Annotated in this window: 20 protein-coding genes; 15 read left to right on the top strand and 5 right to left on the bottom strand. The window is 49.4% G+C overall.

Going from position 1 to position 23,970, the window contains the following annotated elements; translation table 11 throughout:
- Positions 1 to 11: 11 nt before the first annotated feature.
- From ACFS25_RS10400 to tssD (ACFS25_RS10360), 9 genes are all read left to right on the top strand, one after another.
- The gene (locus ACFS25_RS10400; protein ID WP_381499644.1) at positions 12 to 314 is read left to right on the top strand and encodes a PAAR domain-containing protein; all 303 of its coding nucleotides are present in this window, start codon (positions 12 to 14) and stop codon (positions 312 to 314) included.
- A gap of 43 nt (positions 315 to 357) precedes the next feature.
- A complete protein-coding gene (locus ACFS25_RS10395; protein ID WP_381499641.1) occupies positions 358 to 900 on the top strand; it encodes a DUF4347 domain-containing protein in 543 nt (180 codons plus the stop codon).
- A 92-nt stretch (positions 901 to 992) separates the two neighbouring features.
- Positions 993 to 1,442, top strand: a complete 450-nt coding sequence (locus ACFS25_RS10390; RefSeq protein WP_381499638.1) for a hypothetical protein — start codon at positions 993 to 995, stop codon at positions 1,440 to 1,442.
- A gap of 26 nt (positions 1,443 to 1,468) precedes the next feature.
- A complete protein-coding gene (locus ACFS25_RS10385; RefSeq protein ID WP_381499635.1) occupies positions 1,469 to 2,839 on the top strand; it encodes a DUF5458 family protein in 1,371 nt (456 codons plus the stop codon).
- Between the two features lie 16 nt (positions 2,840 to 2,855).
- The gene (locus tag ACFS25_RS10380) at positions 2,856 to 3,431 is read left to right on the top strand and encodes a DUF4347 domain-containing protein (protein WP_381499633.1); all 576 of its coding nucleotides are present in this window, start codon (positions 2,856 to 2,858) and stop codon (positions 3,429 to 3,431) included.
- 5 nt (positions 3,432 to 3,436) lie between these two features.
- Entirely contained in the window at positions 3,437 to 3,826 is a 390-nt protein-coding gene (gene tssD, locus ACFS25_RS10375; RefSeq protein ID WP_381499629.1) for a type VI secretion system tube protein TssD, read from the top strand.
- A 46-nt stretch (positions 3,827 to 3,872) separates the two neighbouring features.
- The gene (gene tssD / locus ACFS25_RS10370; protein WP_381499626.1) at positions 3,873 to 4,280 is read left to right on the top strand and encodes a type VI secretion system tube protein TssD; all 408 of its coding nucleotides are present in this window, start codon (positions 3,873 to 3,875) and stop codon (positions 4,278 to 4,280) included.
- Between the two features lie 12 nt (positions 4,281 to 4,292).
- Entirely contained in the window at positions 4,293 to 6,092 is a 1,800-nt protein-coding gene (locus ACFS25_RS10365) for a type VI secretion system Vgr family protein (protein ID WP_381499623.1), read from the top strand.
- 44 nt (positions 6,093 to 6,136) lie between these two features.
- Positions 6,137 to 6,523 (top strand): type VI secretion system tube protein TssD, encoded by a 387-nt coding sequence (gene tssD, locus ACFS25_RS10360; protein ID WP_381499619.1) that lies wholly within the window; start codon positions 6,137 to 6,139, stop codon positions 6,521 to 6,523.
- Between the two features lie 67 nt (positions 6,524 to 6,590).
- Here tssD (ACFS25_RS10360) and ACFS25_RS10355 read toward each other — a convergent pair whose 3' ends face one another.
- Positions 6,591 to 7,349, bottom strand: coding sequence for a TssN family type VI secretion system protein (locus ACFS25_RS10355; protein ID WP_381499617.1), 759 nt, complete (start codon positions 7,347 to 7,349; stop codon positions 6,591 to 6,593).
- A gap of 436 nt (positions 7,350 to 7,785) precedes the next feature.
- On the opposite strand from ACFS25_RS10355, the gene ACFS25_RS10350 reads away from it, so the two are divergent.
- The 5 genes from ACFS25_RS10350 (at position 7,786) to ACFS25_RS10330 (ending at position 16,217) form a co-directional block, all read left to right on the top strand.
- Entirely contained in the window at positions 7,786 to 8,487 is a 702-nt protein-coding gene (locus ACFS25_RS10350; RefSeq protein WP_381499616.1) for an RNA polymerase sigma-70 factor, read from the top strand.
- The gene (locus ACFS25_RS10345; RefSeq protein WP_381499613.1) at positions 8,484 to 9,485 is read left to right on the top strand and encodes a FecR family protein; all 1,002 of its coding nucleotides are present in this window, start codon (positions 8,484 to 8,486) and stop codon (positions 9,483 to 9,485) included. The genes ACFS25_RS10350 and ACFS25_RS10345 overlap by 4 nt, the downstream gene beginning before the upstream one ends.
- A gap of 35 nt (positions 9,486 to 9,520) precedes the next feature.
- A complete protein-coding gene (locus ACFS25_RS10340) occupies positions 9,521 to 12,940 on the top strand; it encodes a SusC/RagA family TonB-linked outer membrane protein (protein WP_381499611.1) in 3,420 nt (1,139 codons plus the stop codon).
- Positions 12,941 to 12,955: 15 nt separating this feature from the next.
- Positions 12,956 to 14,425 (top strand): RagB/SusD family nutrient uptake outer membrane protein, encoded by a 1,470-nt coding sequence (locus ACFS25_RS10335; RefSeq protein WP_381499608.1) that lies wholly within the window; start codon positions 12,956 to 12,958, stop codon positions 14,423 to 14,425.
- A gap of 142 nt (positions 14,426 to 14,567) precedes the next feature.
- Complete coding sequence (locus ACFS25_RS10330; protein ID WP_381500854.1) at positions 14,568 to 16,217, top strand: FAD-dependent oxidoreductase; 1,650 nt, start codon at positions 14,568 to 14,570, stop codon at positions 16,215 to 16,217.
- 193 nt (positions 16,218 to 16,410) lie between these two features.
- On the opposite strand, the gene ACFS25_RS10325 is transcribed toward ACFS25_RS10330, so the two are convergent.
- The 3 genes from ACFS25_RS10325 to ACFS25_RS10315 form a co-directional block, all read right to left on the bottom strand.
- Positions 16,411 to 17,379 (bottom strand): sugar phosphate isomerase/epimerase family protein, encoded by a 969-nt coding sequence (locus ACFS25_RS10325; RefSeq protein WP_381499607.1) that lies wholly within the window; start codon positions 17,377 to 17,379, stop codon positions 16,411 to 16,413.
- A gap of 17 nt (positions 17,380 to 17,396) precedes the next feature.
- Complete coding sequence (locus ACFS25_RS10320) at positions 17,397 to 20,318, bottom strand: PQQ-dependent sugar dehydrogenase (protein WP_381499605.1); 2,922 nt, start codon at positions 20,316 to 20,318, stop codon at positions 17,397 to 17,399.
- A gap of 360 nt (positions 20,319 to 20,678) precedes the next feature.
- Positions 20,679 to 21,566: an SDR family oxidoreductase gene (locus tag ACFS25_RS10315; RefSeq protein ID WP_381499604.1), complete on the bottom strand. Its 888-nt coding sequence runs from the start codon at positions 21,564 to 21,566 to the stop codon at positions 20,679 to 20,681.
- 364 nt (positions 21,567 to 21,930) lie between these two features.
- Between ACFS25_RS10315 and ACFS25_RS10310 the strand changes: the two genes are divergently transcribed.
- Positions 21,931 to 22,830: a hypothetical protein gene (locus ACFS25_RS10310; RefSeq protein WP_381499601.1), complete on the top strand. Its 900-nt coding sequence runs from the start codon at positions 21,931 to 21,933 to the stop codon at positions 22,828 to 22,830.
- A 184-nt stretch (positions 22,831 to 23,014) separates the two neighbouring features.
- On the opposite strand, the gene ACFS25_RS10305 is transcribed toward ACFS25_RS10310, so the two are convergent.
- Positions 23,015 to 23,770, bottom strand: a complete 756-nt coding sequence (locus ACFS25_RS10305; protein WP_381499599.1) for an SDR family NAD(P)-dependent oxidoreductase — start codon at positions 23,768 to 23,770, stop codon at positions 23,015 to 23,017.
- Positions 23,771 to 23,970 lie beyond the last annotated feature (200 nt).

Genomic DNA, 23,970 nt, shown 5'->3' with positions numbered 1-23,970 from the left:
CAAGCAACCCTATGTCACAGCCAGCCGCTCGCCTAATGGATATGCATGTTTGCCCGATGGTTACGCCCGCCGTGGTGCCAATTCCGCACGTTGGCGGGCCAATTATGGGTCCGGGTGTTCCAACCGTGCTTATTGGCGGGCAACCGGCGGCTACCATGGGCGATTTATGCACCTGCGTTGGCCCGCCCGATATCATCATAAAAGGATCAGCTACAGTACTGATCGGTGGTAAACCAGCAGCCCGTATGGGCGATATGACCGCCCACGGTGGCAGCATTGTGGTGGGTTTCCCAACGGTTCTGGTTGGTGGCTAAACTGACTCACAAATTCGGCTCATAAAGTAAACGACAGGAACGCATGGCAGTGAAATTATATCTCTACGATTGGCAGGATAACATGGAGCGCCGGGCTGGCTATGCCGCTGAATATTGTGCGGATTATAGCCTCGTTGCCAGCTACTGCGCCCAGACGAATCCTGATTCGCGCATGGCTGCCATCTCTAGTGCTAACCAGGTGGCGGGTGCTATTGAGCAGGCTGGGCGACGGGATTTGTCCATTAGCCACCTGATTTTTCTAACTCATGGGGCTCCCGGCTACGTTCATTTTCCGGGCGGTGGTTTCGACCGAACCAATATTGGTATCATTCATACTGCCTGCGAACAATTTCTGATATATGGAGCGCAGGTCGAATTTTGGGGCTGCAACGTAGGCGAAGGAACTAATGGATCGCAATTTTTACAGGCCGTTGGAGCATCTGCACTGCGGCACGGGGGCGGTACTATTTTTTGCAGCGACAGCGTAACATTTTCCGTACCCTACGTAGGGCAACGTTTTCCAATATGGACAACTATTGTTCAGGCCAATGTTTTGCCAGGCGGAGCAACGACTGTTCGGCAATAAGTAGACAATACATAGGGGCTATAGTAGTCCTGACCAATAGCCTACAATTATTAATATACTGAATTTCAATCCTTTACTTAACTATATAAACTATGTTTGACTACGGAATCGGTGGACAGGAGCGCAAGCTCGACGTCAACGAAAGTATTGTTGATATCCCCCAGAACAAAACATTACTCATTGAAAAACTGACGGCTGATGCGGCCCTCCGCCCAGACATTGTCGAAGGGCTGAAAACAGTTAGTGAGGTATTCGAACACTTCCAGCCGCAGCAGGAAGTAGAGTTTGAAACCCAGGAAGGGTCTTCGGTCAGCGAAACGCTGCGTTTCCGATCGTTGGGCGACTTCGGTCGGAAAGGGATCATCGCCCAGAGTGATTATCTACAGGAGCTGAACACGACGTACGAAGATTCCCAGCGGTACGTCAAACAGTTGAAGTCGAATAAAATCCTGAAAATGGTACTCGAAAATCCGGAGGCAAAGGCGGCCTATATGTCTGCTATCGAGGCAATGATCCGTGAATTGGAAGAAGCGAAAAGTTAGTTTGACATCAATCAACAGAAAAAGCTATGGAAGCACAAAATAAACCCGCAGCAGCCGCCGAAAAAGCAGCCGAAAACACCCAAGCCCCTTCGCTCGAAACGAGTAGCACGAAACTGATTCGCTACGGCGGTTTCGGTATTGTAGAAACTACGCTGGAAGGCACTCAGAACCTTAACCCCGAGAAGAAAGCGCGTAAAAAAATATTTCTGACCGAAACGGCTAAGCAGGATGAACGCGACCAGTTACAGAAGCGTCTGCAATTGATACTCGATCTGCTCAATGGTGCCGATACAGTTGCTGACATGGTGCAGCAGGCTCAATCGAAGTCAGAAGCCGCCCAGACACTGCTCAACGAAAATCTCCGGCGCACCTTCGAGACCACGCGTGATCTGGAACGCTCGTACCGCTCGGTGGCTAACTTTTTCACTAACACGGAGCAGGACAAAGTACGTAATGTCAGCATTATGAACGCCGAGATCGACCAACTGACCGATCTTGATAATACGCTCTTCCTGGATGCCGTAAACGAGGAGTTTTCCCGTAATTATGATCGGCTCGACCTGAAGGATAACTACTCGATACTAGCCTTACCCGGCTATTTGGGCTCGCGCAAAGTTGTAGACAAATGGGCCAGAATCGCCTACAAGCACAAGGTGATGATGCTTACCGACTTCCAGCACTTAGACGCCCCCGGCGATGTCCTTGACCTGTTTGAGGCTGCTAACATGACCGGCAGCGACCCCTATCTTTCTAACGTCATGATGGCCTGCAACTGGCTTGTTGGGCGGGGTAAATTTCAGGAGGTGGGTGAAGAGGAAGATTTGCACGTACCCGCGTCGAGTGCGTTGGCGGGTAAGGTGTACAACACCCTGATGTCTCAGGTAACGGCGGGCCGTAAGTACGGGGCGCTGAATGATGTCGATGGGGTGGCATTCCCACTGAAAAAGAGTGAGATCGCCAGTTTGGAACGGCTTGGTCTGATTCCTATGGTCGCCGAATACGGAAAAGTGATGCCGTTCTCGGCAAAGACACTTTTTAACGGTGATAATATCGGTCTGCAAACGTACTCCGTCGTCCGGGTTTTCGATTACATCACCAAAGTGCTGATTGACTTCCTGAATCGCCGGGCGTTTGAAAACTTCAACGTCAATACGCGCATGGACATTCAGAAGCAGATTGTGCGCTTTCTGGATAAAATTACGGGTCCGGGTAAGCTCATTGAAAAATTCAAGATTCTGCGCTTTGAGCAAGACCCCAAACAGAAAGACCGCATTTATCTGGACATTCATATGGTACCGTATTTTCCCGCTAAGTCGTTTTTAATCAAGCTCGACGGACAAAAAGGCGACGATCCGGATTCGGCTGAGTGGAAATCGGATTACGCCCAGCAACAATAGGTAAACGGATACAATTATGCCTCAATATGTGCATGTGTTTGATATGACGGACAGTAACCTGGGTTCTGATCGTCGGCAACGAGTGCGGAATTCAGGAAAGGCGAATGGCATCACCCCGGTTATTATCGAGATGTATGGCATGTCTAATGGCATTGCTCAGATGGTGTCAGACATTCGACAGCAGGTATCCTCGGGGCAGATGCGCTTGCTCGCTATCTGGGGGCATGGCTGGTCGGGGGGTCAACTGATTGCTGCCGGTGCCAATGCGCAGGAAGGTGTTGATGAAGGGTCGGCCATGTGGAGTTCTAATCTGGAGGATTACCGGCCAATCTTGCAACAACTACGACCCTTGTTCACGTCTGGTGGGCGCGTTGAACTGCGCGGCTGTCAGGTGGCAAGTGGCGTGGCTGGCGAAAACTTCATGATTGCTCTGGCTCGGATTCTTAATAAGCCGGTCTATGCTGCCACAGATATTCAGGGCGGTCTGGCGGGACTAAAATGGGATCCCGATCAATTGTGGAATGGTCCGCTGGTTTTAGCGAATCCGGATGGAAGTCTGGCTTGCAGTCTCTATACCTCATTAGCTGATTAACAAAAATGTCCTTTCGTGCTGAGCTTTCAGTTGATGGCAATACCTACCCCATACGGCAACTGTGGCTGGAAATCTCCCAGACCATAGATGCCGTAGGGAGGCCATCATCTACAACGCAGGGTGGAAAAATTAAGCTGGAAATGGATGTTACAGAGGACGACACACTTAGTGAATGGATGGCTGATCCGCATAAAACACTTGGTGGCAGCGTCCGGTATTACCGCACCGATGAAGACGCCACATTAAAGGAAATCAAGTTTGAGGATGCGTTCTGTGTGGATTATGTCGAGCGGTTCGACGGAACACAATCCGCTCAACCCATGACCACAACCATTACAATTTCGGCCCAGAAACTGAAGATTGGGCAGGTTTCTGTCGAGAAAAACTGGCCATGAGCAGAACGCATCTGACGGCAAAACAGCCGAATAGCAACCCAACAAAATGGCGTCATTCAACGCAGAACTGAGTATTGAAGGAAAGACATTTTCTGTGCTGACGGCTTCGTATGGACTGTATCAGGCAACGGATGAGAGCGGCAAGCCCAGTTCTGGTGTTCGGACGCACCTGATTCAATTGCAACTCGCGGGCAGCGATGACGAAACACTGACCAACTGGGCTGCTGATGCCCAAAAACGACTCGATGGTAAGATTACATTTTTCCGAATCGACGAGCAGTCAAAATTCAAAGAACTGGCGTTTGAACAGGCGTATTGCGTGCACTATGCCGAGCGTGTGGCACCGACCAACACCGCCGATCAGATGCTGCCGGGCTCTTACCTAATTGAGATTGGCATTAGCCCGGCAGTGCTGAAAATCGGTGGTACGAAGCATGATAATCAATGGCGGTAAAAAAGCCCGACTATGGCACGACAAGTAAAGGTTCAGATTGAACTCGAAGGGGGGAAAGAGATGAAACACTACACGTATCTGCGGATTGACCAGCACCTGAATACGCACCATTCGTTCGAGATTGGGGTGCCGTTTTCGGTGTTGGAAGATGCGTCGGAACACTTTTTCCACCAGGCACATCAGGACGTTTGCGGTAAAACGATTACGCTGTCGCTTAGCCCGGCCAACGACAACGATTCGTTCAATTACGCGTTCAAGGGTATTGTGACAGAAATTACGTTGATGAACACCTCCGACCTCTCGAACGGGTTTGTATTGAAAGGGTTCAGCCCAACTATTGTGCTGGAAGACAGTCGGGTACGCCGAACGTTTCTGCAACACTCATTGCAACGGATTGCCGAGGCCGTACTTGACCCCTATCCGAGCAACCTGCTGCGCCGACAACTGAAGCCCCGCAGTACGGGCGACATACGCTATGCTGTCCAGTATGACGAAACGAATTTCGAGTTTCTTAATCGTCTAACAGCTGAACACGGGGAATGGTTTTATTACGACGGGCGCGAGTTACGGATGGGTCCACCGGAGTCGGGAAATGCTGTCGATTTTTCGGTAGATGGAATCCAGATGTTTTCTTTAGCCATTGGCCTGCAGCCAACGCAACAAACCATGACTGCCCACGACTATCGCCAGCCGACGCAGTACACCAGTCAGTCGGCCAGCCAGTCGGTTAGCGGACTGGGCCAGTTCGGGAGCTTCGCCCTGCAAAAGTCAGAAGAGATTTTTGCCCAAGCCAGCCAGCAGGTAGCCGGATGGCCCCTTTATGGACAGAGTGAACTGGACGAAGTTGTAAAAACGCAGAAGTCTGTCAGTGCGACGGGATTACTAACATTCAGCGGGAATGGCGAGGTGCCAAACTTGCTGGTGGGAAGCGTCATCGACGTGCAGGGTATGGTGCTGAAACGCGATAAGCATTCGAAAGAAAGTTTTGGAAAGTACCGCATTACCGACATTAACCACGAGGTAGATGGTAGCGGCAATTACCAGAACCATTTCCGGGCGGTCCCCGAATCAGTGACTTATCCCCCCAAAAACCCGCACTACCGCGCTCCGGTTGCCCAGTCCGAACTGGCTAAAGTATGCGATAACAACGATCCGGATAAACTGGGCCGGGTAAAGGTAGAATTTATGTGGGCCGGTGCCGATAAAGAATCGGACTGGCTGCGAGTCAGTTCGGCCTATACCGGCGCTGGTGAGGGCATCTTGTTCGTGCCCGAGCGCGACGCTCATGTGATGGTTGGCTACGAGGCTACCCGCCCGGAAAATCCTTATATCATAGGTAGTTTGTACCCGAAAAAGTCAGGCGTAGACTACACCTATTCGGATAATAACCAAAAGACAATTCAGACAAAGGGCGGCAATCAACTTTTGTTTCTGGAGGAGTCTGGTAAAGAGCAGATTCAGATTACGAATGTCAACCATACGGATACGGTACTGACGCTGGAGTTTGCCGAAAATGGGAAAATAACGCTAAAAACGCCCGGAAAAATTGAGCTTGAAGGCGACACGATACACTTGAAAGCCCAACGTGATCTAGTGCTGGAGGCTGGTAATGAACTAACGCTGAAAGGGCAGACTAAAGCGTCACTCACCGGCGGAACAAGTGTTGAAGTCGGTGCTCCCGACGTGAAAATCAGCGCTGATGCTACCGCTGAACTAAAAGCGAATGCGTCACTAAAATTAAAAGGCGCAATGGTCGAGCTAAACGGCGATGCACTGGTTGAGGTGCAGGCCGCTTTGATTAAACTGAATTAACACGTAGTAATAAATATAATGTCACCCTTAAAAGTTAAATCACCATGTCTTCATTTAGTGCACAGTTTACAATTGATGGCCAGGACTACGATGTAATGAGTTGTAACTACTCCTTCGGACAGTCTACTGACGAGAAAGGCCGACCTGCATCGAACGTTCAGGGAGGTAATATTTTTGTGCAAGTTGCGGCCAACGACCAAGATGGGTTAATGGGTTGGATGGTAGACCCTTACAAGAAAAGCAACGGCAGCATCACGTTCAAACGCATCGATCAGGACTCAACATTCAAGGAAGTACAGTTTGAGGATGGTTACTGCGTTGGTTATTCGGAGAGTTTTAATTCGACAAGCAGCAGCGCCATGACACTGAGCTTAAATATCTCCGCGCGAAAAATTACCGTTGGGGGCGCTACCCACGAAAGTACCTGGTAGTCAGTCTTAGCGTGCCGGGTTCGATGGCGGAAATACATTGAACCCGGCATAATAACGAGTAGGTCTACTATACCCGGCGGGCAATAATGGTGGCGTTGTCGATCAACTGATTCTGGTTGAAATCCAGACTTGGATCGAGGTAAACAGGGCGTTGCCACCAGGCTGCTTTTTTTGTAAATACCCACCCATACGGTTGGTCTGTTGTGGAGGTGTAGTGAATCGGGCTGGCGGGTGTCCGCTCGTTGTAGTCATTGATAAACACCAGAAACAGGTCACCGAGCGTCATCGCAACAGGGGCTTTCGCCTTGAAATTCGTGAAATTCGCGTCATCAGGAGTTTTGTGAAACTCAAACTGGATCACCAAAATCTTCGACAGGTCGAGTAAGTCCAAATCGGGCATGTCACCATTGATCGGATAATACCATTTCCGATAGTTGGCAGGCGGTATTTGTAGATAATAGCGATATGCCTGACTGACTACAAATGGAATAACAAACGGCAGTAAACTGGTCACGAAAGGCCAGCGAGTACCCAGGTAGCCCGTCTGATGGTAGAGCACCAGCGTAAATCCCATGCCCAGCAGGAGTACCAATAGGGTGCCCAGCAAACCCCGTCCAAATGTGTCGAATATTGCCGGAGCAAATCGGGGGCTTAACCATAGATGCAGTAGCCCGATGCCCAGAGCCAGCACCTGTATTAAAAAATAATAACGTTGAAAATTGGCACTATCGAATGTGCCAGCGAAACCAACTGCGCCCAGCAACAGGGCGACTACAAGGCCATAGAGAAGCCCTGGAGATCGTTTCACAAAGGATATATTGGGCATTACAGATAAAAATTTGGGTAGTAGCCGAGCTGGTTTAGTTCATCATTGCAATATGTGCGAAAATTTAAGAGAACACACAAAAAAGTCAACGGTGGACCAATAAAACTGAAACTTCGCCCTGTGACCGCGTAAATGGATGAAGTTTCAAGCCTTTTTCTGGCATTGAGCAAGTAACTCATTTTGCTTTAAAACGAAAGATGGCCATATCTACACAGCAATTCCGTTCGTAACCGTGATTAAAAAGGAGTAGCTGGTTTGAAAAAAGTAGAGGAGAGTCAAGCCAAAGCCCATTACATCCCCTAGATTAATCAATGACTAAATGTGGGCTTTTTTAGATGGTAACGGAATAATAAAAAAAAATCTTCGAATCGACTAAGGGATAAACCCGATTTTGCAGACTTAGTACTATACATGCCACGTTTGTCTGCTTCTGTTGATGTCCGAGAATCTACCGACTAAACCTGACTCCACCAATCTATTCCGCAAACCGGATGCGGATCCAATTGTGGTTGACGACGAATTTCTGATTCGACAGACATTTACAGAAGACGCCCGCCGGGGATTTGAACTGCTGTTTCGGCGGTATCACCGAACACTGTGTAGCCAGGCGGTACGCTTTGTGCATTCCCGCACGATAGCCGAAGACCTTGTCAGTGAGGTTTTTTTTAGCTTCTGGAAAAATCAGGCGCACCAGCACATTACAACTTCCTACCAATCCTACCTGTATGCAGCCGTGCGAAAGCGGGCCTACACCCATCTGCGGCAGGAGTTTCAGCAAGAGCCCATTTCGGTCCAGATTAAAGCAAATGCACTGGAATCCGTCGACTCTCTGGACCCTGAGCAACTTCTCCAATATACCGAACTCTCCCAGCGTATTGAAGAAACCGTGCGGTTACTCCCTCCCCAATGCCAGCGCGTATTTGTGATGAGTCGGTTCGAAGGGAAAAAGCACCGCGAGATTGCCGATGAATTACAGATTTCTCCGAAAACAATCGAAGCCCATTTAAGTCGGGCGCTGACTCAACTACGCCGGACGCTTCAACTGGGTCTATTTTTCTGGTTGATACTCTTTCCCGTTACTCCACTATCCAACCTACCGAGCTCCACAGCATCGGCAAAAACGTTTGTTGCCTTATGAATCAGGCTATTACAAAAGAAATGCTGATCGAGCACTTTGCTGGTCGCACAACGGCCCTGCAACGAACGATGATAGCCGACTGGTTGCAGCAACCGGCTAACCAGACGCAGTATGTAGCCTGGCTAGATGAATGGGAACGCCATCACCTACAATACCTCGCCAACGATGACGCGGCTCTGCACACGCTCATGAATCGAATTGACACCTGGGAGCAGCAACAACCTACATCGGTCGAATCCCGTCAAGGCCGCATACGTCCTTTACCTACTGACCCGCGCTGGTTGGTAGCCGCAGCCGTCATTCTGTGCCTTTTGGTAGGACTTTATTCGGGTCAACGACAATTACTTTACCGAACCATTGAGACTGCTTTCGGTGAAACCCGGCGGTTAACACTCCCCGATGGATCGCGTGTGACCTTAAACGCCCACTCGACGCTTCGGATACCTCGCTTCGGTTTCGGCAATAAAACGCGGGCTGTGTGGTTAACCGGCGAAGCTGCTTTCGCCATCAGCCATACAGCCACCCACCAACGGTTCATCGTTAACACAGATCGGGGCGTCGAAGTGGTTGTGCTGGGCACCGAATTTAATATTTATGACCGGCCGGGGGGCACTAAGGTTGTGTTGAGCAAAGGGGCTATCCAGTTAAATTACAGCAGTCCAGCCAAACCGGTTCGTCAACTAAAATTGACGCCCGGAGATTTTGTCAACATAGACCCATCAGGCCAGCTAACGCAAAATCACACCACCCAGCCGAATGTTAGTACGGCCTGGTGCGATCACCGCTTTGTTTTTAACAGCACCCCCGTTCGCGAAATCGCCGATCTTCTACGGGATACGTATAACCTGCGCGTCGTATTGAAAAATCAACAGGTAGCCAGTCGTACGGTTACCGGGTCCTTTCAGGCGAATAATGCCGACGAGTTTCTTCAGGTGGTAGCCGGATTGCTGGAAATCAACTACAAGCAACATGAAAACACGGTTACTTTTTTCGACTAATCTTCTGACTCCCTTATCCTTATAAAATTTCGTCTATGCGTTCATGTTTGTACCCCGTTACGATGCCAATTCTATTCGTCGGCGCGTTGCTGAGCGGTTTACACCCCGCCAGTGGCCAGACGTTTGCAATGGCCCGACAACAGCCCCGAACTACCCTTACGTCTCCCGTTGTGGCCACCCGCCGACTGGCCGACGTATTAAATGACCTAAAAACGCGATACCAGACCGACATTCTGTTTGAAGATCGCACCATTGCCAATCTAACCGTGCCCGCCGACGCGCTGGCCGGTAGCACAACGTTGGAAAAGTCGTTAAGTCGTTTACTGAAGCCCTTCAATTTACGCTACAAACAGGTGAAACCGGGTACATGGGTGGTGCTTACCCGTAAACCAGTAACGTCAGCCAGCGATTTCCGCTATCCGGTAACGTCTTCTACTGATCAGGCACTAGCGACCGGCGAGTTATTAAACGCTGTAACAGCACCACCAGGAGCGGCTTTGGTCAGCACAGTCCCTAAAGATATTCCCGTTAACGGTACCGTAAGAGCTACCGATAATAGTGAGACTCTGCCGGGCGTAAGCGTAGTCGTAAAAGGTACCAACCGGGGCACCACGACCGACGCCAATGGTCGCTATCAGTTAAGCATTCCTGAACCGGCGGCTGGGCCGGCCTCACTAACGCTGGTATTCTCTTTTGTTGGTTACCTAACCCAGGAAATCGCCGTTGGAAATCGGCCTGTAGTTGATGTTCGGCTGGCTCCCGACGACCAGACTCTCAGTGAGGTGGTTGTGGTTGGCTACGGCACCCAGAAGAAAAGTGACCTGACCGGTTCAGTGGCCTCGGTCAAAGCGAAAGACCTGAACGCGCTCCCGCAAACTACGGTTACGCAGGCATTGCAGGGGCGTGCGGCTGGCGTGCAGGTCACGCAGAATTCTGGTCAGCCGGGTGGAGCCGTTACGGTACGAATTCGGGGTAGTAATTCTATTGTTGGCGGCAACAATCCCCTTTACGTGGTTGATGGGTTCGCTCTGGCAGGCACACCTTCAGCCCTTAATCCTGCCGACATTGAGTCGATTGATGTCTTGAAAGATGCCTCTGCTACGGCCATATACGGCTCGCGTGGTGCCAACGGCGTTATTATCGTGACGACTCGCCGGGGCAAATCGGGTAAGGGGCAAATTGACATTGATAGCTACTACGCCGTTCAGCAAGCCATTAAGGAGATTCCGTTGCTCAACGCCCGCGAATTTGCCGAGCTTGCCAACGAGCGGGCCAGCAATGATGGGCTGACTCCTTATTTTACCAACGACCAAATTAATAACTTCGGTCAGGGGACCAACTGGCAGCGGGAGTTATACCGAAAGGCTCCCATGCAAAATCATGTGTTGACGTTTTCGGGCGGCAACGATAAGTTGCAGTATTCGGCATCCGCCAACTACCTGCGTCAGCAAGGTATTGTGCTAAGTTCGGACTACTGGAAAGCGGGTGCCCGCGCCAACATCAATCATAAGGTTAATGACCGGCTGAGTCTGGCCTATTCACTGGTGTTGAGTCGCACAAACCGGAATCTGGTTAGTGGCGAAAATACGAGCCGGGGTGAGGGGGTTACGTCAGCTGTACTGGTGGCTCCACCAACGGTATCACCCCTTGATGCCAACGGCAATTATAGCAATGTAGTGCCGTATACATTCAGTCCCAATGTGTTACGTAACCCACTGGCGCTGGCGAAGGAGGTTGACAATCAGACACAGCGTGATTATACGCTGGCCAATATGGCGCTCACGTATCAGGTGGTGACGGGCTTATTGTTTCGAACATCGATTGGTATCGAAAGCGACAAAACGAAAGGCAACACATACTCATCCCGACGACTGACCGATTTAACGCCAACCGGTTCGGCTTCGCAATCGTACGCCGACCAGTTGAATGTCCTGAACGAGAACACATTGACCTACACCAAAACGCTGGCTGATCGGCATAACCTAACAGCACTTGGCGGCTTTACGTACCAGAAACAAACCAATCAGGGGTTCAGCGCGTCGGCAACGGGTTTCGCGAATGATAACCTGAAGTACTACTCCCTTCAGGCTGGCAGTTCACCCGGTATCCCAAGTTCGTCGTATAGCGACTGGTCACTGCTGTCATATTTGGGTCGGCTCAACTATTCGTTTGCCGACAAATACCTGCTGACCGCCAGTTTACGAGCCGATGGGTCATCGCGATTTGGAGAGAATAATAAGTGGGGCTATTTTCCATCAGCGGCCCTTGGCTGGCGGTTGATTGAGGAGCCATTTCTTAAAAATACGCGCTGGCTATCGGACTTGAAGCTACGTGGCTCATGGGGTAAAACGGGCAATACGGGCCTCTCTCCCTATCAGACGCTCAATCAGTTAAGTTCCTACCAGACTATTTTCGGCAATGATCTGACCATCGGTTATGCGCCGGGTACTGCCCTGTCGAACCCCGATTTGAAATGGGAAACAACAACGCAGTCGAACATTGGACTGGACGCGGGATTTCTGCAAAACCGGCTACAACTAACCCTGGATTTTTACGTCAAAAATACGACTGACCTGCTGGCAACAGTTCCGTTACCACCCGGTTCGGGCTACAGCCAAACCACTCGAAACATTGGCAGCATTCGCAATGCGGGGGTTGAGGTATCGGTATCGGCCAATGTACTGCGTGGTCCGGTTCGTTGGGATGTGTCAGCCAATGCATCCGCCAATCGGAACCGGGTTTTGCAACTGTCGGGCGGCAGCGATGTGTTTGGTACCACGCTGGCTAACCCACTCGGTGTTCCGGTCAATCTGGTTCGGGTAGGCCAGCCGGTGGGGGTATTCTATGGCTTTAAAGAGAATGGGCTGGACGAAAAGGGAGCCATCCGATTTGTAGACATTAACGGCGATGGCGTTATCAACGACAATGACCGAACCGTTATCGGCAATCCCAATCCGAAGTTTACCTACGGTTTCAACTCAACTATTTCGTGGAAAAACTTCGATCTCACCGTTTTCTTTCAGGGTGTTCAGGGCGTCGATATCTTCAATTTCAATGCGGCCAGTTACGCCAACAGTTTCAATTTTGGCGAAAACCAGTTGAAAGACCTGTATGCTAACCACTGGCAGGCCGCGAATCCCGACCCGAACGCCAAGTACCCTAAAATCAGTGTGAACACCAAGTTTCGGGCATCGGATCGCTATGTAGAAAACGGATCGTATCTACGGCTTAAAAATATTCAGTTGGCCTATAACCTGCCTGCCGCCAAGTTAGGCTTACCGTGGTTGCGGTCGGCGCAAATTTACCTGAGTGCCCAGAACCTGCTGACGCTAACCAGCTATTCGTGGTATGATCCGGAAGTTAGTACGCAGGGGGGCGATGTTAGCCTTGGTATCGATCAGAACAGTTATCCTAACACCAAACTCACCACGCTCGGTGTTCGCATCGGCCTATAGATCAGTCTCTTATCCATGAAACGATTTCTCATAGTTATAACCAGTCTAAGTTTACTGGCATTGCCCGGTTGCAAAGACGTATTGACAGAAGTCCCACGGGCCAATCTGTCACAGGCTAATTTCTACCAATCGCGGGCCGACCTTATTGCGGGCTTAAACGCGGTTTATTCGATCATGCGTAATGGTAATTATTACGGAACGAATTACCCGGCTCAGTTGGAAGGGTTAACGGATTATCTCATTTCGCGTGGTACGCAAACGCCCGTTAGTGAATACCAGGGACTTGATGGGACTAATATTGCCCGGACAAACGCCATTTGGGGTCAAATTTATCAGGCAATCAATGGGGCTAACATTATCCTGAAAACCGCGCCGGGCATTGCTATGGCCGACGCAGACCGCAATCCGATTCTGGGCGAAGCCCGGTTTCTACGGGCACTCAATTACTATAATCTCATTCGAAACTACGCAGCGGTACCCATTCATACCGAGCCAACCGAAGATCTGAATCAGTTGGGTGGCAAACGTCAGCCGGTAGCCGAGGTGTACAAAGTAATCATCACTGATTTGCTGGAAGCGGAGAAAACTCTGCCCGCCACTACGAAAGAAATAGGACGACCAACATTATGGGCAGCCAAGACCCTGCTGGCCGACGTTTACCTGACCAATGAACGCTGGGCCGAAGCCCGTGACAAAGCCGATGAAGTAATTCTGTCGAAAGCCTACTCGCTGGTAGAGGTTAAGGTATCCGACGATTTTGAAAGATTGTACGGCGCTTCGCTAGTCACTACCACCGAGGAGATCTTTTACCTTAAATATGCTCAGCTGGCGACGCAGGGCTGGAATTACGTAGCTTATTTATACCCGGCTGACAATCCTAACGCACCGGGGGGCGTTCGGGCCCATTTTAGCAAGCCTGATCTGCCACTCATTAAAAACTGGGATGACAAAGACCTGCGAAAAAGCTTTAACCTGTTTAGTACGTACCCCAACCGGGCAGGCGTTCTAACCAGCCTGCCAGCTGCCGAACCACTCGGTTTTCGCAAATACAAGGACCCTAACGCCGTAAACGTAGGGAGTGACTGCCCAATCCTGCGCTACGCCGACGCCCTGTTGATTTATGCCGAAGCCGCTTCGCAGGCGGGTAGCGGCCCGACTCCGCTGGCCCTGGAACGGCTCAACATGGTTCATCGGCGGGCGTATGGCTATCCATCTACCACAGCTTCTCCCGTCGATCTGTTGGCTACAGGGCTAACCGCAACAGCATTCCGGGAACTGGTGCTAACGGAACGAGCCTACGAATTCATGTTGGAGTTCAAACGCTGGCACGACCTTAAGCGGTTAGGCACTGATCGGTTAAAAGCGATTATCAAAGCCGCCAAAGGGAAAGATGTGGCTACGGCTCACCTGCTTTGGCCTATCCCTATTCAGGAAATCGACAATAATCCGGACATTGAGCCCGCCGATCAGAACCCGGGTTACTAAGCGCCATTTCCGAAACTCTATTAAGCTTATCTTGTCACAAAACACGTGAATTCTATTTCCTTCTATAGCCCGTTTTTCAATGAAACAGCCCTTTTTTAGAAACCTGCCTGAACAATGCCAGCAGACCGCCCGCTGGATTGGAATGAAATTTTTATTTGGTAGCCTTATCGTTCTATTGACTGTTCCAATTGATACGAATGCCGCTAAGCCAAACGCAGTTCGCCGGGCCGATGTGATTATTTATGGGGGCACTTGTGCCGCTGTGACGGCGGCCGTACAAGTCAAGAAGATGGGGAAATCAGTTATCGTTGTCTCGCCCGATAAACACCTGGGGGGCCTGTCGTCTGGTGGGCTGGGATTCACTGATACGGGTAACAAAGAGGTTATCGGTGGGTTATCGCGGGAATTTTATCAGCGGCTTTACCAGCATTACCAGCAGGATTCGGCCTGGAAATGGCAGAAGAAAGACGAATACGGTAATAAAGGTCAGGGTACGCCCGCTATCGACGGTAATTCCCGTACCATGTGGATTTTTGAACCCCATGCAGCCGAAAAGGTATTCGAAGATTTGGTTCGGGAGAACGCGATTACTGTTTATCGCAACGAGTGGCTCGACCGATCAGCGAAGGGAGTAACCAAAAAAGCGGGTGCCATTCAGTCGTTTCGTACTCTAAATGGACAAGTCTACGAGGGGAAAATGTTTATCGATGTGACGTACGAAGGTGACCTGATGGCGGCTGCGGGTGTTCAGTACCACGTAGGCCGGGAAGCCAACAGTGTTTACGGCGAGTCCTGGAATGGAGTCGAGCCGAATGTATTTCAGCATGGCCACTACTTCAAAGATAACATCAGTCCCTACAAAATAGCAGGCGACCCAAAAAGTGGACTGCTCCCCGAAATTGCGACCAGTGGACCGGGCGAGAAAGGCGCGGGCGACAATAAAATTCAGGCATATTGCTTTCGGATGTGCTTCAGCAACAATCCAGACAATCGGGTCCCATTCCCAAAACCAGCAGGTTATGACCCGGCCCGCTATGAATTGCTGGGACGCGTATTTGATAGCGGCTGGCGTGAAACCTTCAACAAATTCGACCCAATTCCAAACCGAAAAACCGACACGAACAACCACGGCCCGTTCAGTTCTGATTATATCGGCAAAAACTACGACTATCCCGACGCCACCTATGAACGCCGGAAGGAAATCATCCTTGAACACCAGATTTACCAACAGGGATTGCTGTATTTTATGGCCAACGATCCCCGCGTTCCAGCCGATGTTCGGGAAGACATGAAACCCTGGGGACTGGCAAAAGATGAATTTACGGATAATGACAACTGGCCCCATCAGATTTATGTCCGTGAAGCCCGGCGTATGCTCGGCAGCTACGTCATGAAAGAAGCCGACGCGTTAGGCCAAACCACCGTGCCGAATCCGATTGGTATGGGGTCGTATTCCCTCGACGCTCACAATGCCCAGCGCTACGTCCGGGATGATGGCTTCGTGCAGAATGAGGGTGATATTGGGGTTCATCCGAAGCAGCCTTACTCCATTGCGTATGGGTCCATTTTGCCTAAAGAAAGCGAGTGTAAAAATCTGCTGGTGCCGGTCTGTCTGTCGAGTTCGCACATTGCCTACGGGTCAATTCGTATGGAGCCGGTATTTATGATTCTGGGACAGTCAGCCGCTACCGCAGCCGTTCTATCCATCGACAATAAGGTGTCCCCTCAACAGTTACCCTACGCTAAATTGCGCGACGCTTTGTTGAAAGATCGCCAACGGCTGACGCTGTAGTGCCTTTCTATCCTTCGTTTTTCTATAGTCAGATAGCTTTTATCGGCACTTGCAGAAAACACGACTGGTTCTAAGTCACTGTCCTCTAACAATTGTTGAAGGATAGTGGCTTAGAACCAGTTATGAACTCGATTTTAGTACGGCGTTGCTTATCAGCCCCGTTTCTATTTGTTCATTTCTTTTAATGACCGGCTCAAGCCAATACCTTTGTCAGATTCTTGTAGCTGGTTTGAACGTTTTCAATTCCCGGTGCCATATCTTGCTCGACAAAGATATATTTCAGGCCGGCTATTTTTGCGGCCTCAAAAATGTGCTTGAAGTCAACAACGCCATTGCCTACTTCCGTTATAGTTTTCAGGTCGGATTTAATGTCCTTTATGTGCCAGAGCGGAAAGCGACCCGGTTGCCCCTTGAACAACTCGACCGGGTCTTTACCCGCCTTCGTAGCCCAGGCCAGATCCAATTCCATCTTGACGAGGTCTTTGTCAGTTTGCGACAGGATCAACTCGTAAGGTGTTTTCCCGCCTTCAACCGCATCAAACTCCGTCGAGTGGTTGTGATACGCAAAACCGATACCGGCTTTTTTGGCAGCCTCGCCGGTTTTCTGGAACACTTCAATGGATTTATTGATTTCCTCCACCGTACTCACAGGCGTACTCGAACAGACAAGGTAAGACAGCCCGCCTTCGGTTGCTTCGTCAACTAATTGTTGGTAGTTGTCCCTCAGGTTGAGCATAGGCGGCATGTTCATCGGCATTGGGTTAGCCTGAGCACCCGGTGTAGGGGCGCCTGCACCAGCTGTTCCTGTCATGCTTCCCGGAGGTGTTTGCCGGGGACGACGAGGAGCACCACCGGCATGGTGTGCCCGCCATGTCATACCTAAATCCCCAACCAGTGCCTTAAACTCTTTAGCTTTATAGCCATAGTAGCCACCCCGCGTATTGAAAGCGGATTCGACCTCTTTATACCCGGTAGCCGCAATTTGCTGCAACGTCCCTCGCGGGTCTTCGTTCATCTGCCGAAACAGGGTAAACAGTTGAATACCGATCGGACGCGACGCTGTCGGCCCAAATAATTCTTCTGCCCGGGTCAGTTGTGGCAAAATCAATCCACCCAGGGTCAATGCCCCGGCGTTCTTAAGAAAATCTCTGCGGTTATTCATGGATGTATAAAAAGGGGTTAGTGGCCGGTTCCGGTGGAGGCCGTCTGCCCGGCAGGCATAAATTGAATTGTCACGACTTGCATGAGCACCTGATCAGCCGTCGCCTGTGGATTCTTGAACACAAAGAAAATCGTATGCATACCCGTTGTCGGCGTAATCGTTGCGGTCATCTTCTGCGACATTCGACGCATCATAGCCGCTCGGTCGGGTGTGCCACCCGCCGGAGCTGTTACTGATGTGCTGGTCGGAGGGGTAGCGGCACCCGTTGCCGATGTGCTCGTTGGGCGTTGTGTGCTGGCTGGCGCGGCACCGGGGAAGGCCGGATTTGATACCTTGACCACAGTTGTTTTGCCAACCAACGGTCCAGTTGGTGAGTCGAGTCGTACCTCTATATTACCGCCAACAGCACCAACCCGGCTCGTTGCCTGTACCAGAAGGTCAATCTGTCCAATATCCGTCAGGTCGAGTTGGTTGTAGCCAATGTATGAATCATTGCCAATAACCAAAAACGATTTGCTAGGCGTAATAGTAAATTGAGTTCCTTTTTTGAGATCAGCGTTTTCGGGCAACACGTCCGGATTACGCAAGATTACCACACTTTCCGACGAGACAGGTTTCATCAGCTTCGTGCCCCGATCGGTGTAGGAAGCCCGCAGGGCAAACCCGCCTTTACCGTTTTCACCTTCCGGTACTTTCGGAGAAAAGCTTCCCTGCACTGGATACGTTTTTGCGGCCACTGGCTTTTCGCCCAGACTCATGACGTAATTGACCATAGCCGTAGCGTCTGAGGTGGTCAATTGCGGGTGGGCACTCATGGAGTGATCGCCCCAAACGCCACCGCCACCGCTGATAACTTTCTTGGCTAGTCGGTCAACAGCCGCCGGGTCGCTTTTGTATTTTTTAGCCACGTCGATGTAACTGGGCCCAACCGACTTTTTGTCGATCATATGGCAAGACTTGCAATCGTTCTGGCTGATTAGCTGCTGGCCGGTTGCATAACGAGCAACCGTTTCTGTGCCCCGGTGGTTTTGCGCCACCTCAATTGGGTCGAAACCCTCGGGCAGATAGTCCATGCTCACGGCTACCTGAGTCGGCGCAATTTTTCCGTTTGCCAAACTCCCATCTTCTTTATCATTCACACGAACGGCGTAGTCGATGGGCTGATTGGGGAAGAAAAACGACTTGTTACCTTTCTTAACATCGAAGGCGACCAGGGGCGGCTCATTGCCCGCTTTAATTTCGATCGACTTACTACTTTTGGCTCCTTTTGCATCCGTTACCAGCAACGTGGCCTGATAAATACCCGGCTTATCGAACGTCACCATTGGATTAGGCTGCGTGAACATTTTGGCAGGACCTGCTTTGGAGGTTACCTTCCAGCTATACTTTAGCGCGTCGCCGTCGTAGTCTTTCGTGCCATTGGCAGAAAACGCTACATCGAAGGGAATGGCGCCCCCCGTTTTGGTAGCCGACGCCTGCACCAGTGGGGGACGATTGCCCCCATTGTATTCAATTTTGACAATTCGGGCATTGTCATTACCCCGGAACCATGCGCTGCCGTATTCGAGCACATACAGATCGCCATCGGGCGAGAACTTCATGTCGATGGCACTACTGAAGTTCTCGTTGGGCAGAAACTGCTCCATAGATTTGTAATTGCCCTGCTCATCCAGTGTTACGGTCATAATCCAGCCGCGCATAAACTCCACGATAAACCATTTCCCTTCGTAATAACTCGGAAATGTCCGTTTGGCATTGGTGAAGTCCGATTTATGAAATATGGGGCCACCAGTTGCGCTACGCCCGGATCGGCCCATCATCGGAAACTCGGCTGAATTGCTGTAGGGATACCAAATAAGGGCTTTTTGCGCCGGTGGAAGGTCATTCAGACCAGTGTTGTTTGGGGAACGATTGACCGGATGAGCCGGATCGTAGGCCTCTCCAGCTTTGGCGGCTGCAAAGTCGTAGTAGGAATACTGGCTGTTGTTACCAATAAGGTAAGGCCACCCAAAGTTTCCCGGTCCTTTTGCCTGGTTAAACTCATCGAAGCCGCGAGGACCACGCCCCGTCGAATCGTTGCTGGCGTCGGGGCCGACTTCACCCCAATAGATGTAACCCGTCTTATTATCAACCGAAATACGCCAGGGGTTGCGGTGTCCCATCGTGTAAATTTCGGGACGGGTTTTTTCGGTACCTTTTGGAAATAAATTACCGTCGGGAATGGTGTACGTACCGTCGGTTTCGGGGTGGATCCGAATAATTTTACCCCGTAGATCGGCCGTATTGCCCGACGATTTCTGGGCATCCCACGGGCCACGGCCTTCCCGTTCGTCGATGGGATTAAATGGCGTATCGCGCGGTGATGTGTTGTCACCAGTGGTCAAAAACAAGTTTCCCCGGTCATCGAAGACCATACCCCCACCCGTATGGCAGCATTGCTCGCGCTGGGTAGCTACTTCCAGAAGTACTTTTTTTGAGTTCATCACCAACTCATCGCCCCGCAACTCATAGCGGGTCAGGAGATTTTTGGCAACGTCACCCGGTTCGGAATAATACAGGTATATCCAATGGTTTTGCGCAAAATTTGGATCGGCAACAATCCCCAGCAAACCGTCTTCTGCCTCGGTAATACGGCCATCTTTCGCGGTATACTTTGTACTAACGGGAATGGTAGCAATTACAGTCATTGCTTTTGTTGCCGGATTGTAAGCTTTCAGAGCACCTTTACGTTCGATAAGCAGAATACGACCGTCGTTTAGGAAGGTCATCTCCATGGGTTCGTCGAGGCTTTCGGCCAGAACAATCTTTGTAAAGCGGTTCTCCTCGGGCTTATCGCCAGGTGGCGGTTGCAAGGGGCGCGATGATAACAGCCCTAGTGCTAGCAGGCTCAATACGGCGGACCGCAATGCCGTAAAACTTAACGGAAAATTAAAGTTCATAGACTAGTAACTTATAGATTTGTACCTGTTGAGTATTGGTATTCCAAAATTGTTTCAAGATGGTTACTCCGACAAATTTATCTGGCGGAATCCCCAATTTATGTAGCGGAATCCCGAAATTTTTGGGTTATACGCTGAAAGAAACCTGCCAAACATGGGCTTTGCTACCAGTAATTTTCTGAAAAAGTGCTTGAAAGGCACTTCCAGTTTCTCTATTAATGCGGCTTTTTGAAGAAATGTTTCGGCACACTTTATTAGCTGAAATGAAAACAGTACTGTACCGCCTTTGGCCGTGGAGTACTGTTTTCATTTCAGTAGGCCATCTCATCTCAGTCGCGTAAGAATGGATGAATCCGGCGTTTAATAATCGAAGGAGGCCCGATGTTTCGTTACGAATGCTTCCCATTTAGTGGCTGCAAGCCCCGTTATAGCAGGGAAGTTATCGAAGACCTCGTCAGCACCAGGAATGGCATAAGCGGCATACCGCTTATAATGATCATAAACGCAATGCATATAAGCCATATCGGCGCCGGCATTTTGCATAGCTTCCAGAAAAATCTCCGGTGCCTGGGCCTCATACCGAAACGGTTTCCCCAGTACCTGAGTCATAACATGGGCAATCTCATCATAAGATTTCGCATCGTAACCAAGCCTGTAGGTCTTACTCATGTGTCGTTCGGGGTGTATCAACGCTTGAGCAGCTACCAGCGCCACGTCTTCGGCATCTACCCAGCTTAGACGGGCTCCCCCCACATACTGTTTAATCAATCCGTTTTGCACCACTTTTGTACCACCGTAGCTCAACAGGTTTTGCATGAATGTCTCCGGACGTAAATGCGTGAATGAGAAACCCAACCACTCAATATAGCGTTCGACTAACTGATGCCAAGCCCAGTGTGCAACGGTTGTGTCATCTCGTCCACACGCCCCTAGATGAACAATATGCGAAACGCCCGCCTGATGAGCCTGATCCAGAAACGCTTTGCTCTGTCGCAGCATATCAACAGTGTAGCCAGTAACTAACAGCACCCGGTCAATGCCTTCCAAGGCCGGCCTGAGGGTTTCTTCTTTGTCAAAATCGAGTGTGACCGTGCGAATTCCCTGCTGGTCAAATGACTGAGCTTTATCTAGGGAGCGCACCGCTGCAACCAGGGTAATGGTAGGATCATCGCGAAGTTGGCGCAAGGTATCACCGCCAATCTGGCCAGTAACACCGGTAATTAAAATGGTTGGTTTGGAAGCCGACATGGCATACTATAAGGTAAGGTCGAATAACCGTCTGGTGTAGTCAAAGGTTTCGGCCCTGAATGTATGTTCACTCATTCACTCATGAGTTCAAGAGAGGGTGTCATAGTGAAAGCCCGAGGTTAAGGTAAGCCTTCCTTGGTAAAAAGAGTTGGCACTCATTAGGGATTATTTTATAAATCAACAAACTACTTCACTAGTACCAACTGTCTAAAATAATCTATTCCTGTTGCATTTTATACAAAAAATTTGAGAAATTGCAATCCACTATAGGACGGCCAACTTACTGTACTACTTAAGCATTACAAAAGAAGAACACGCTCCATACCTTTGTTTTTTCACCACACCAACAAAGTCAATTATCCTGATGAAGAAGTCAAAATATATCCTTCTGTTAATCATCTTTATTTTAATTCTTACTGAACTTGCTACGCGATACTATGGATTACATCAATATCCATTATTTATAGAAAGTAAAGAATTTGAATATATTCATAAGCCTAACCAAGTAACCAAAATATACAGAAATGATTTTATGACGAATGAGTACTCCATGAGGAGCAAATCAATTAATAAAAACGACACATCTGTAGTGTTACTTATAGGGGATTCTATTCTTAACGGAGGAAACACAATCGATCAAGATGATTTAGCTTCGACCCTTCTAGAGAATAATTTAAACAAAAAGTTAGGAAGGAATATCAGGGTCTTAAACATATCTTCCTACACATGGGGTCCAGATAACATATATGCTTATTTAAAGAAATACGGGACTTTCAGCGCTGATTTGATAGTTTATATTTGTAATAGTGGTGATGCCTATGATCCTATGACATTTGAAAAAATTGTCGATGTAAGTGATACGCATCCCGGCAAAAACTATAAATTTGGAACTATCAAATTAATTAAGAAAGGATTAAATGCGTTTAAAAATATATTTGCTAAGAAAGTGGAAACGCAAGAAGTAGACACTCAGAAATTAAGTAGTGGGTTCTCAAATCTTGATAGTTTGGCTAACAAATTGAATATACCCCTATTAATATATATGCATCCTGATATCCAGGAAACTACCAATGGACAATACAACAAAAAAGGTAAACTAATTATAGATTTTTATACTGGTAGAAACAGAAAAATAATAAGTGAATTAGATCTAGCCATAAAAAAAGAATATTACAAAGATGATATTCATTTCAATACTAAAGGACAGCTTTTTATGAGTGATAACTTATTTCAACCTATCTACAACTCTGTTAAACACTTGTAATTGTACAGAATTTAGGCTCAGCGAGTAGGCTTACATCGCGCTGTAAGAATCGAAAAGTTAAAATTATGTCACTTTCAGGGCGTGGTAGGGAAGCAACACTACTGTTGTAGAAACTGAATGTCAAACCGTTCACGAAACTGACTGCAACCCTTAATCGCTGGATCGGCTTTCTTTATAGATTTAATCAATACGTAGCCCGTCCGCCCGAAATATCGAAGATAAAGCCCGTATTGAAACTGGCTTCCGGCGAGACGATCCAAGCCGACAGAGCCGCAACCTCATCCACCGTGCCTAGGCGACCCATTGGTATTTTTGCCGTCATGTAGGCCAGTTGGTCAGGTGCCGTATTTTCATTCATGGCCGTTCTAATCACGGCCGGAGCCAATCCATTCACTGTAATGCCCGTTTGGGCGTACTCTTTGCCGATACCTTTGACCAGACCAATTACTCCGGCTTTCATGGACGAGTAACCCGCCATAAATGGATTCCCTTCTTTACCGGCAATGGAAGCCAGTAGCAAAATCCGGCCGTAGTTGTTTATCTCCATAGCGCGTATCGCATATTTCGTCATAAGGAAGGCTCCCCGTAGATTAGTAGCATAAACTTTATCATAGTCCGCTACGTCGTAATCAGTAATTTTAGTGCTGGTAGGCCCCACAATTCCCGCCGAATTGACCATAATATCGAGCCGACCGAACGTTTCCTGCACCTGCTCAATGGCCTCTTCAACCGAACGCTCCTGCGAGATGTCGACGGTGTAGCCCGTTACCGAATAGCCCTGGTCAGCAAACTCGGTTCGGGTTCGTTCGATAGCCATTTGGCTGATATCGAACAGAATAATAGTAGCTCCCTCAGAAGCCAGCCGCCGGGCAATGGCCTTGCCGATACCATCGGCTCCACCCGTGACAATCGCTACCTGGCCTGCAAATCGGTTCGACATAAGCTGATCATTTTTTGTACTTTATCCTCTTACCCTTGCCAATAATATATACTTGTTCCTCAATGTTTTGGAGTTGATGCATATTGGCGTAAAACTCCGCAGTAGACACCATTGACCAGTGATCTTATATTAAAAGACCTACAGGTGATTTTTTTCCCTATAGGTCTTTTAATATAAGCGGTTCGACAGAGCAAACACCG

Origin of the sequence: Spirosoma flavum, from assembly GCF_042686045.1 — a bacterium.
GTDB lineage: Bacteria > Bacteroidota > Bacteroidia > Cytophagales > Spirosomataceae > Spirosoma > Spirosoma flavum.
Note: the sequence above shows the minus strand (reverse complement) of the source record. Positions and strands in the feature narration are given on the sequence as shown.

Bases quoted from the DNA above. Each gene is read 5' to 3' on its own strand.
- ACFS25_RS10400 (WP_381499644.1), top strand. From the start codon at position 12: ATGTCACAGCCAGCCGCTCGCCTAATGGATATGCATGTTTGCCCGATG.
- ACFS25_RS10395 (WP_381499641.1), top strand. From the start codon at position 358: ATGGCAGTGAAATTATATCTCTACGATTGGCAGGATAACATGGAGCGC.
- ACFS25_RS10390 (WP_381499638.1), top strand. From the start codon at position 993: ATGTTTGACTACGGAATCGGTGGACAGGAGCGCAAGCTCGACGTCAAC.
- ACFS25_RS10385 (WP_381499635.1), top strand. From the start codon at position 1,469: ATGGAAGCACAAAATAAACCCGCAGCAGCCGCCGAAAAAGCAGCCGAA.
- ACFS25_RS10380 (WP_381499633.1), top strand. From the start codon at position 2,856: ATGCCTCAATATGTGCATGTGTTTGATATGACGGACAGTAACCTGGGT.
- tssD (WP_381499629.1), top strand. From the start codon at position 3,437: ATGTCCTTTCGTGCTGAGCTTTCAGTTGATGGCAATACCTACCCCATA.
- tssD (WP_381499626.1), top strand. From the start codon at position 3,873: ATGGCGTCATTCAACGCAGAACTGAGTATTGAAGGAAAGACATTTTCT.
- ACFS25_RS10365 (WP_381499623.1), top strand. From the start codon at position 4,293: ATGGCACGACAAGTAAAGGTTCAGATTGAACTCGAAGGGGGGAAAGAG.
- tssD (WP_381499619.1), top strand. From the start codon at position 6,137: ATGTCTTCATTTAGTGCACAGTTTACAATTGATGGCCAGGACTACGAT.
- ACFS25_RS10355 (WP_381499617.1), bottom strand. From the start codon at position 7,349: ATGCCCAATATATCCTTTGTGAAACGATCTCCAGGGCTTCTCTATGGC.
- ACFS25_RS10350 (WP_381499616.1), top strand. From the start codon at position 7,786: ATGTCCGAGAATCTACCGACTAAACCTGACTCCACCAATCTATTCCGC.
- ACFS25_RS10345 (WP_381499613.1), top strand. From the start codon at position 8,484: ATGAATCAGGCTATTACAAAAGAAATGCTGATCGAGCACTTTGCTGGT.
- ACFS25_RS10340 (WP_381499611.1), top strand. From the start codon at position 9,521: ATGCGTTCATGTTTGTACCCCGTTACGATGCCAATTCTATTCGTCGGC.
- ACFS25_RS10335 (WP_381499608.1), top strand. From the start codon at position 12,956: ATGAAACGATTTCTCATAGTTATAACCAGTCTAAGTTTACTGGCATTG.
- ACFS25_RS10330 (WP_381500854.1), top strand. From the start codon at position 14,568: ATGAAATTTTTATTTGGTAGCCTTATCGTTCTATTGACTGTTCCAATT.
- ACFS25_RS10325 (WP_381499607.1), bottom strand. From the start codon at position 17,379: ATGAATAACCGCAGAGATTTTCTTAAGAACGCCGGGGCATTGACCCTG.
- ACFS25_RS10320 (WP_381499605.1), bottom strand. From the start codon at position 20,318: ATGAACTTTAATTTTCCGTTAAGTTTTACGGCATTGCGGTCCGCCGTA.
- ACFS25_RS10315 (WP_381499604.1), bottom strand. From the start codon at position 21,566: ATGTCGGCTTCCAAACCAACCATTTTAATTACCGGTGTTACTGGCCAG.
- ACFS25_RS10310 (WP_381499601.1), top strand. From the start codon at position 21,931: ATGAAGAAGTCAAAATATATCCTTCTGTTAATCATCTTTATTTTAATT.
- ACFS25_RS10305 (WP_381499599.1), bottom strand. From the start codon at position 23,770: ATGTCGAACCGATTTGCAGGCCAGGTAGCGATTGTCACGGGTGGAGCC.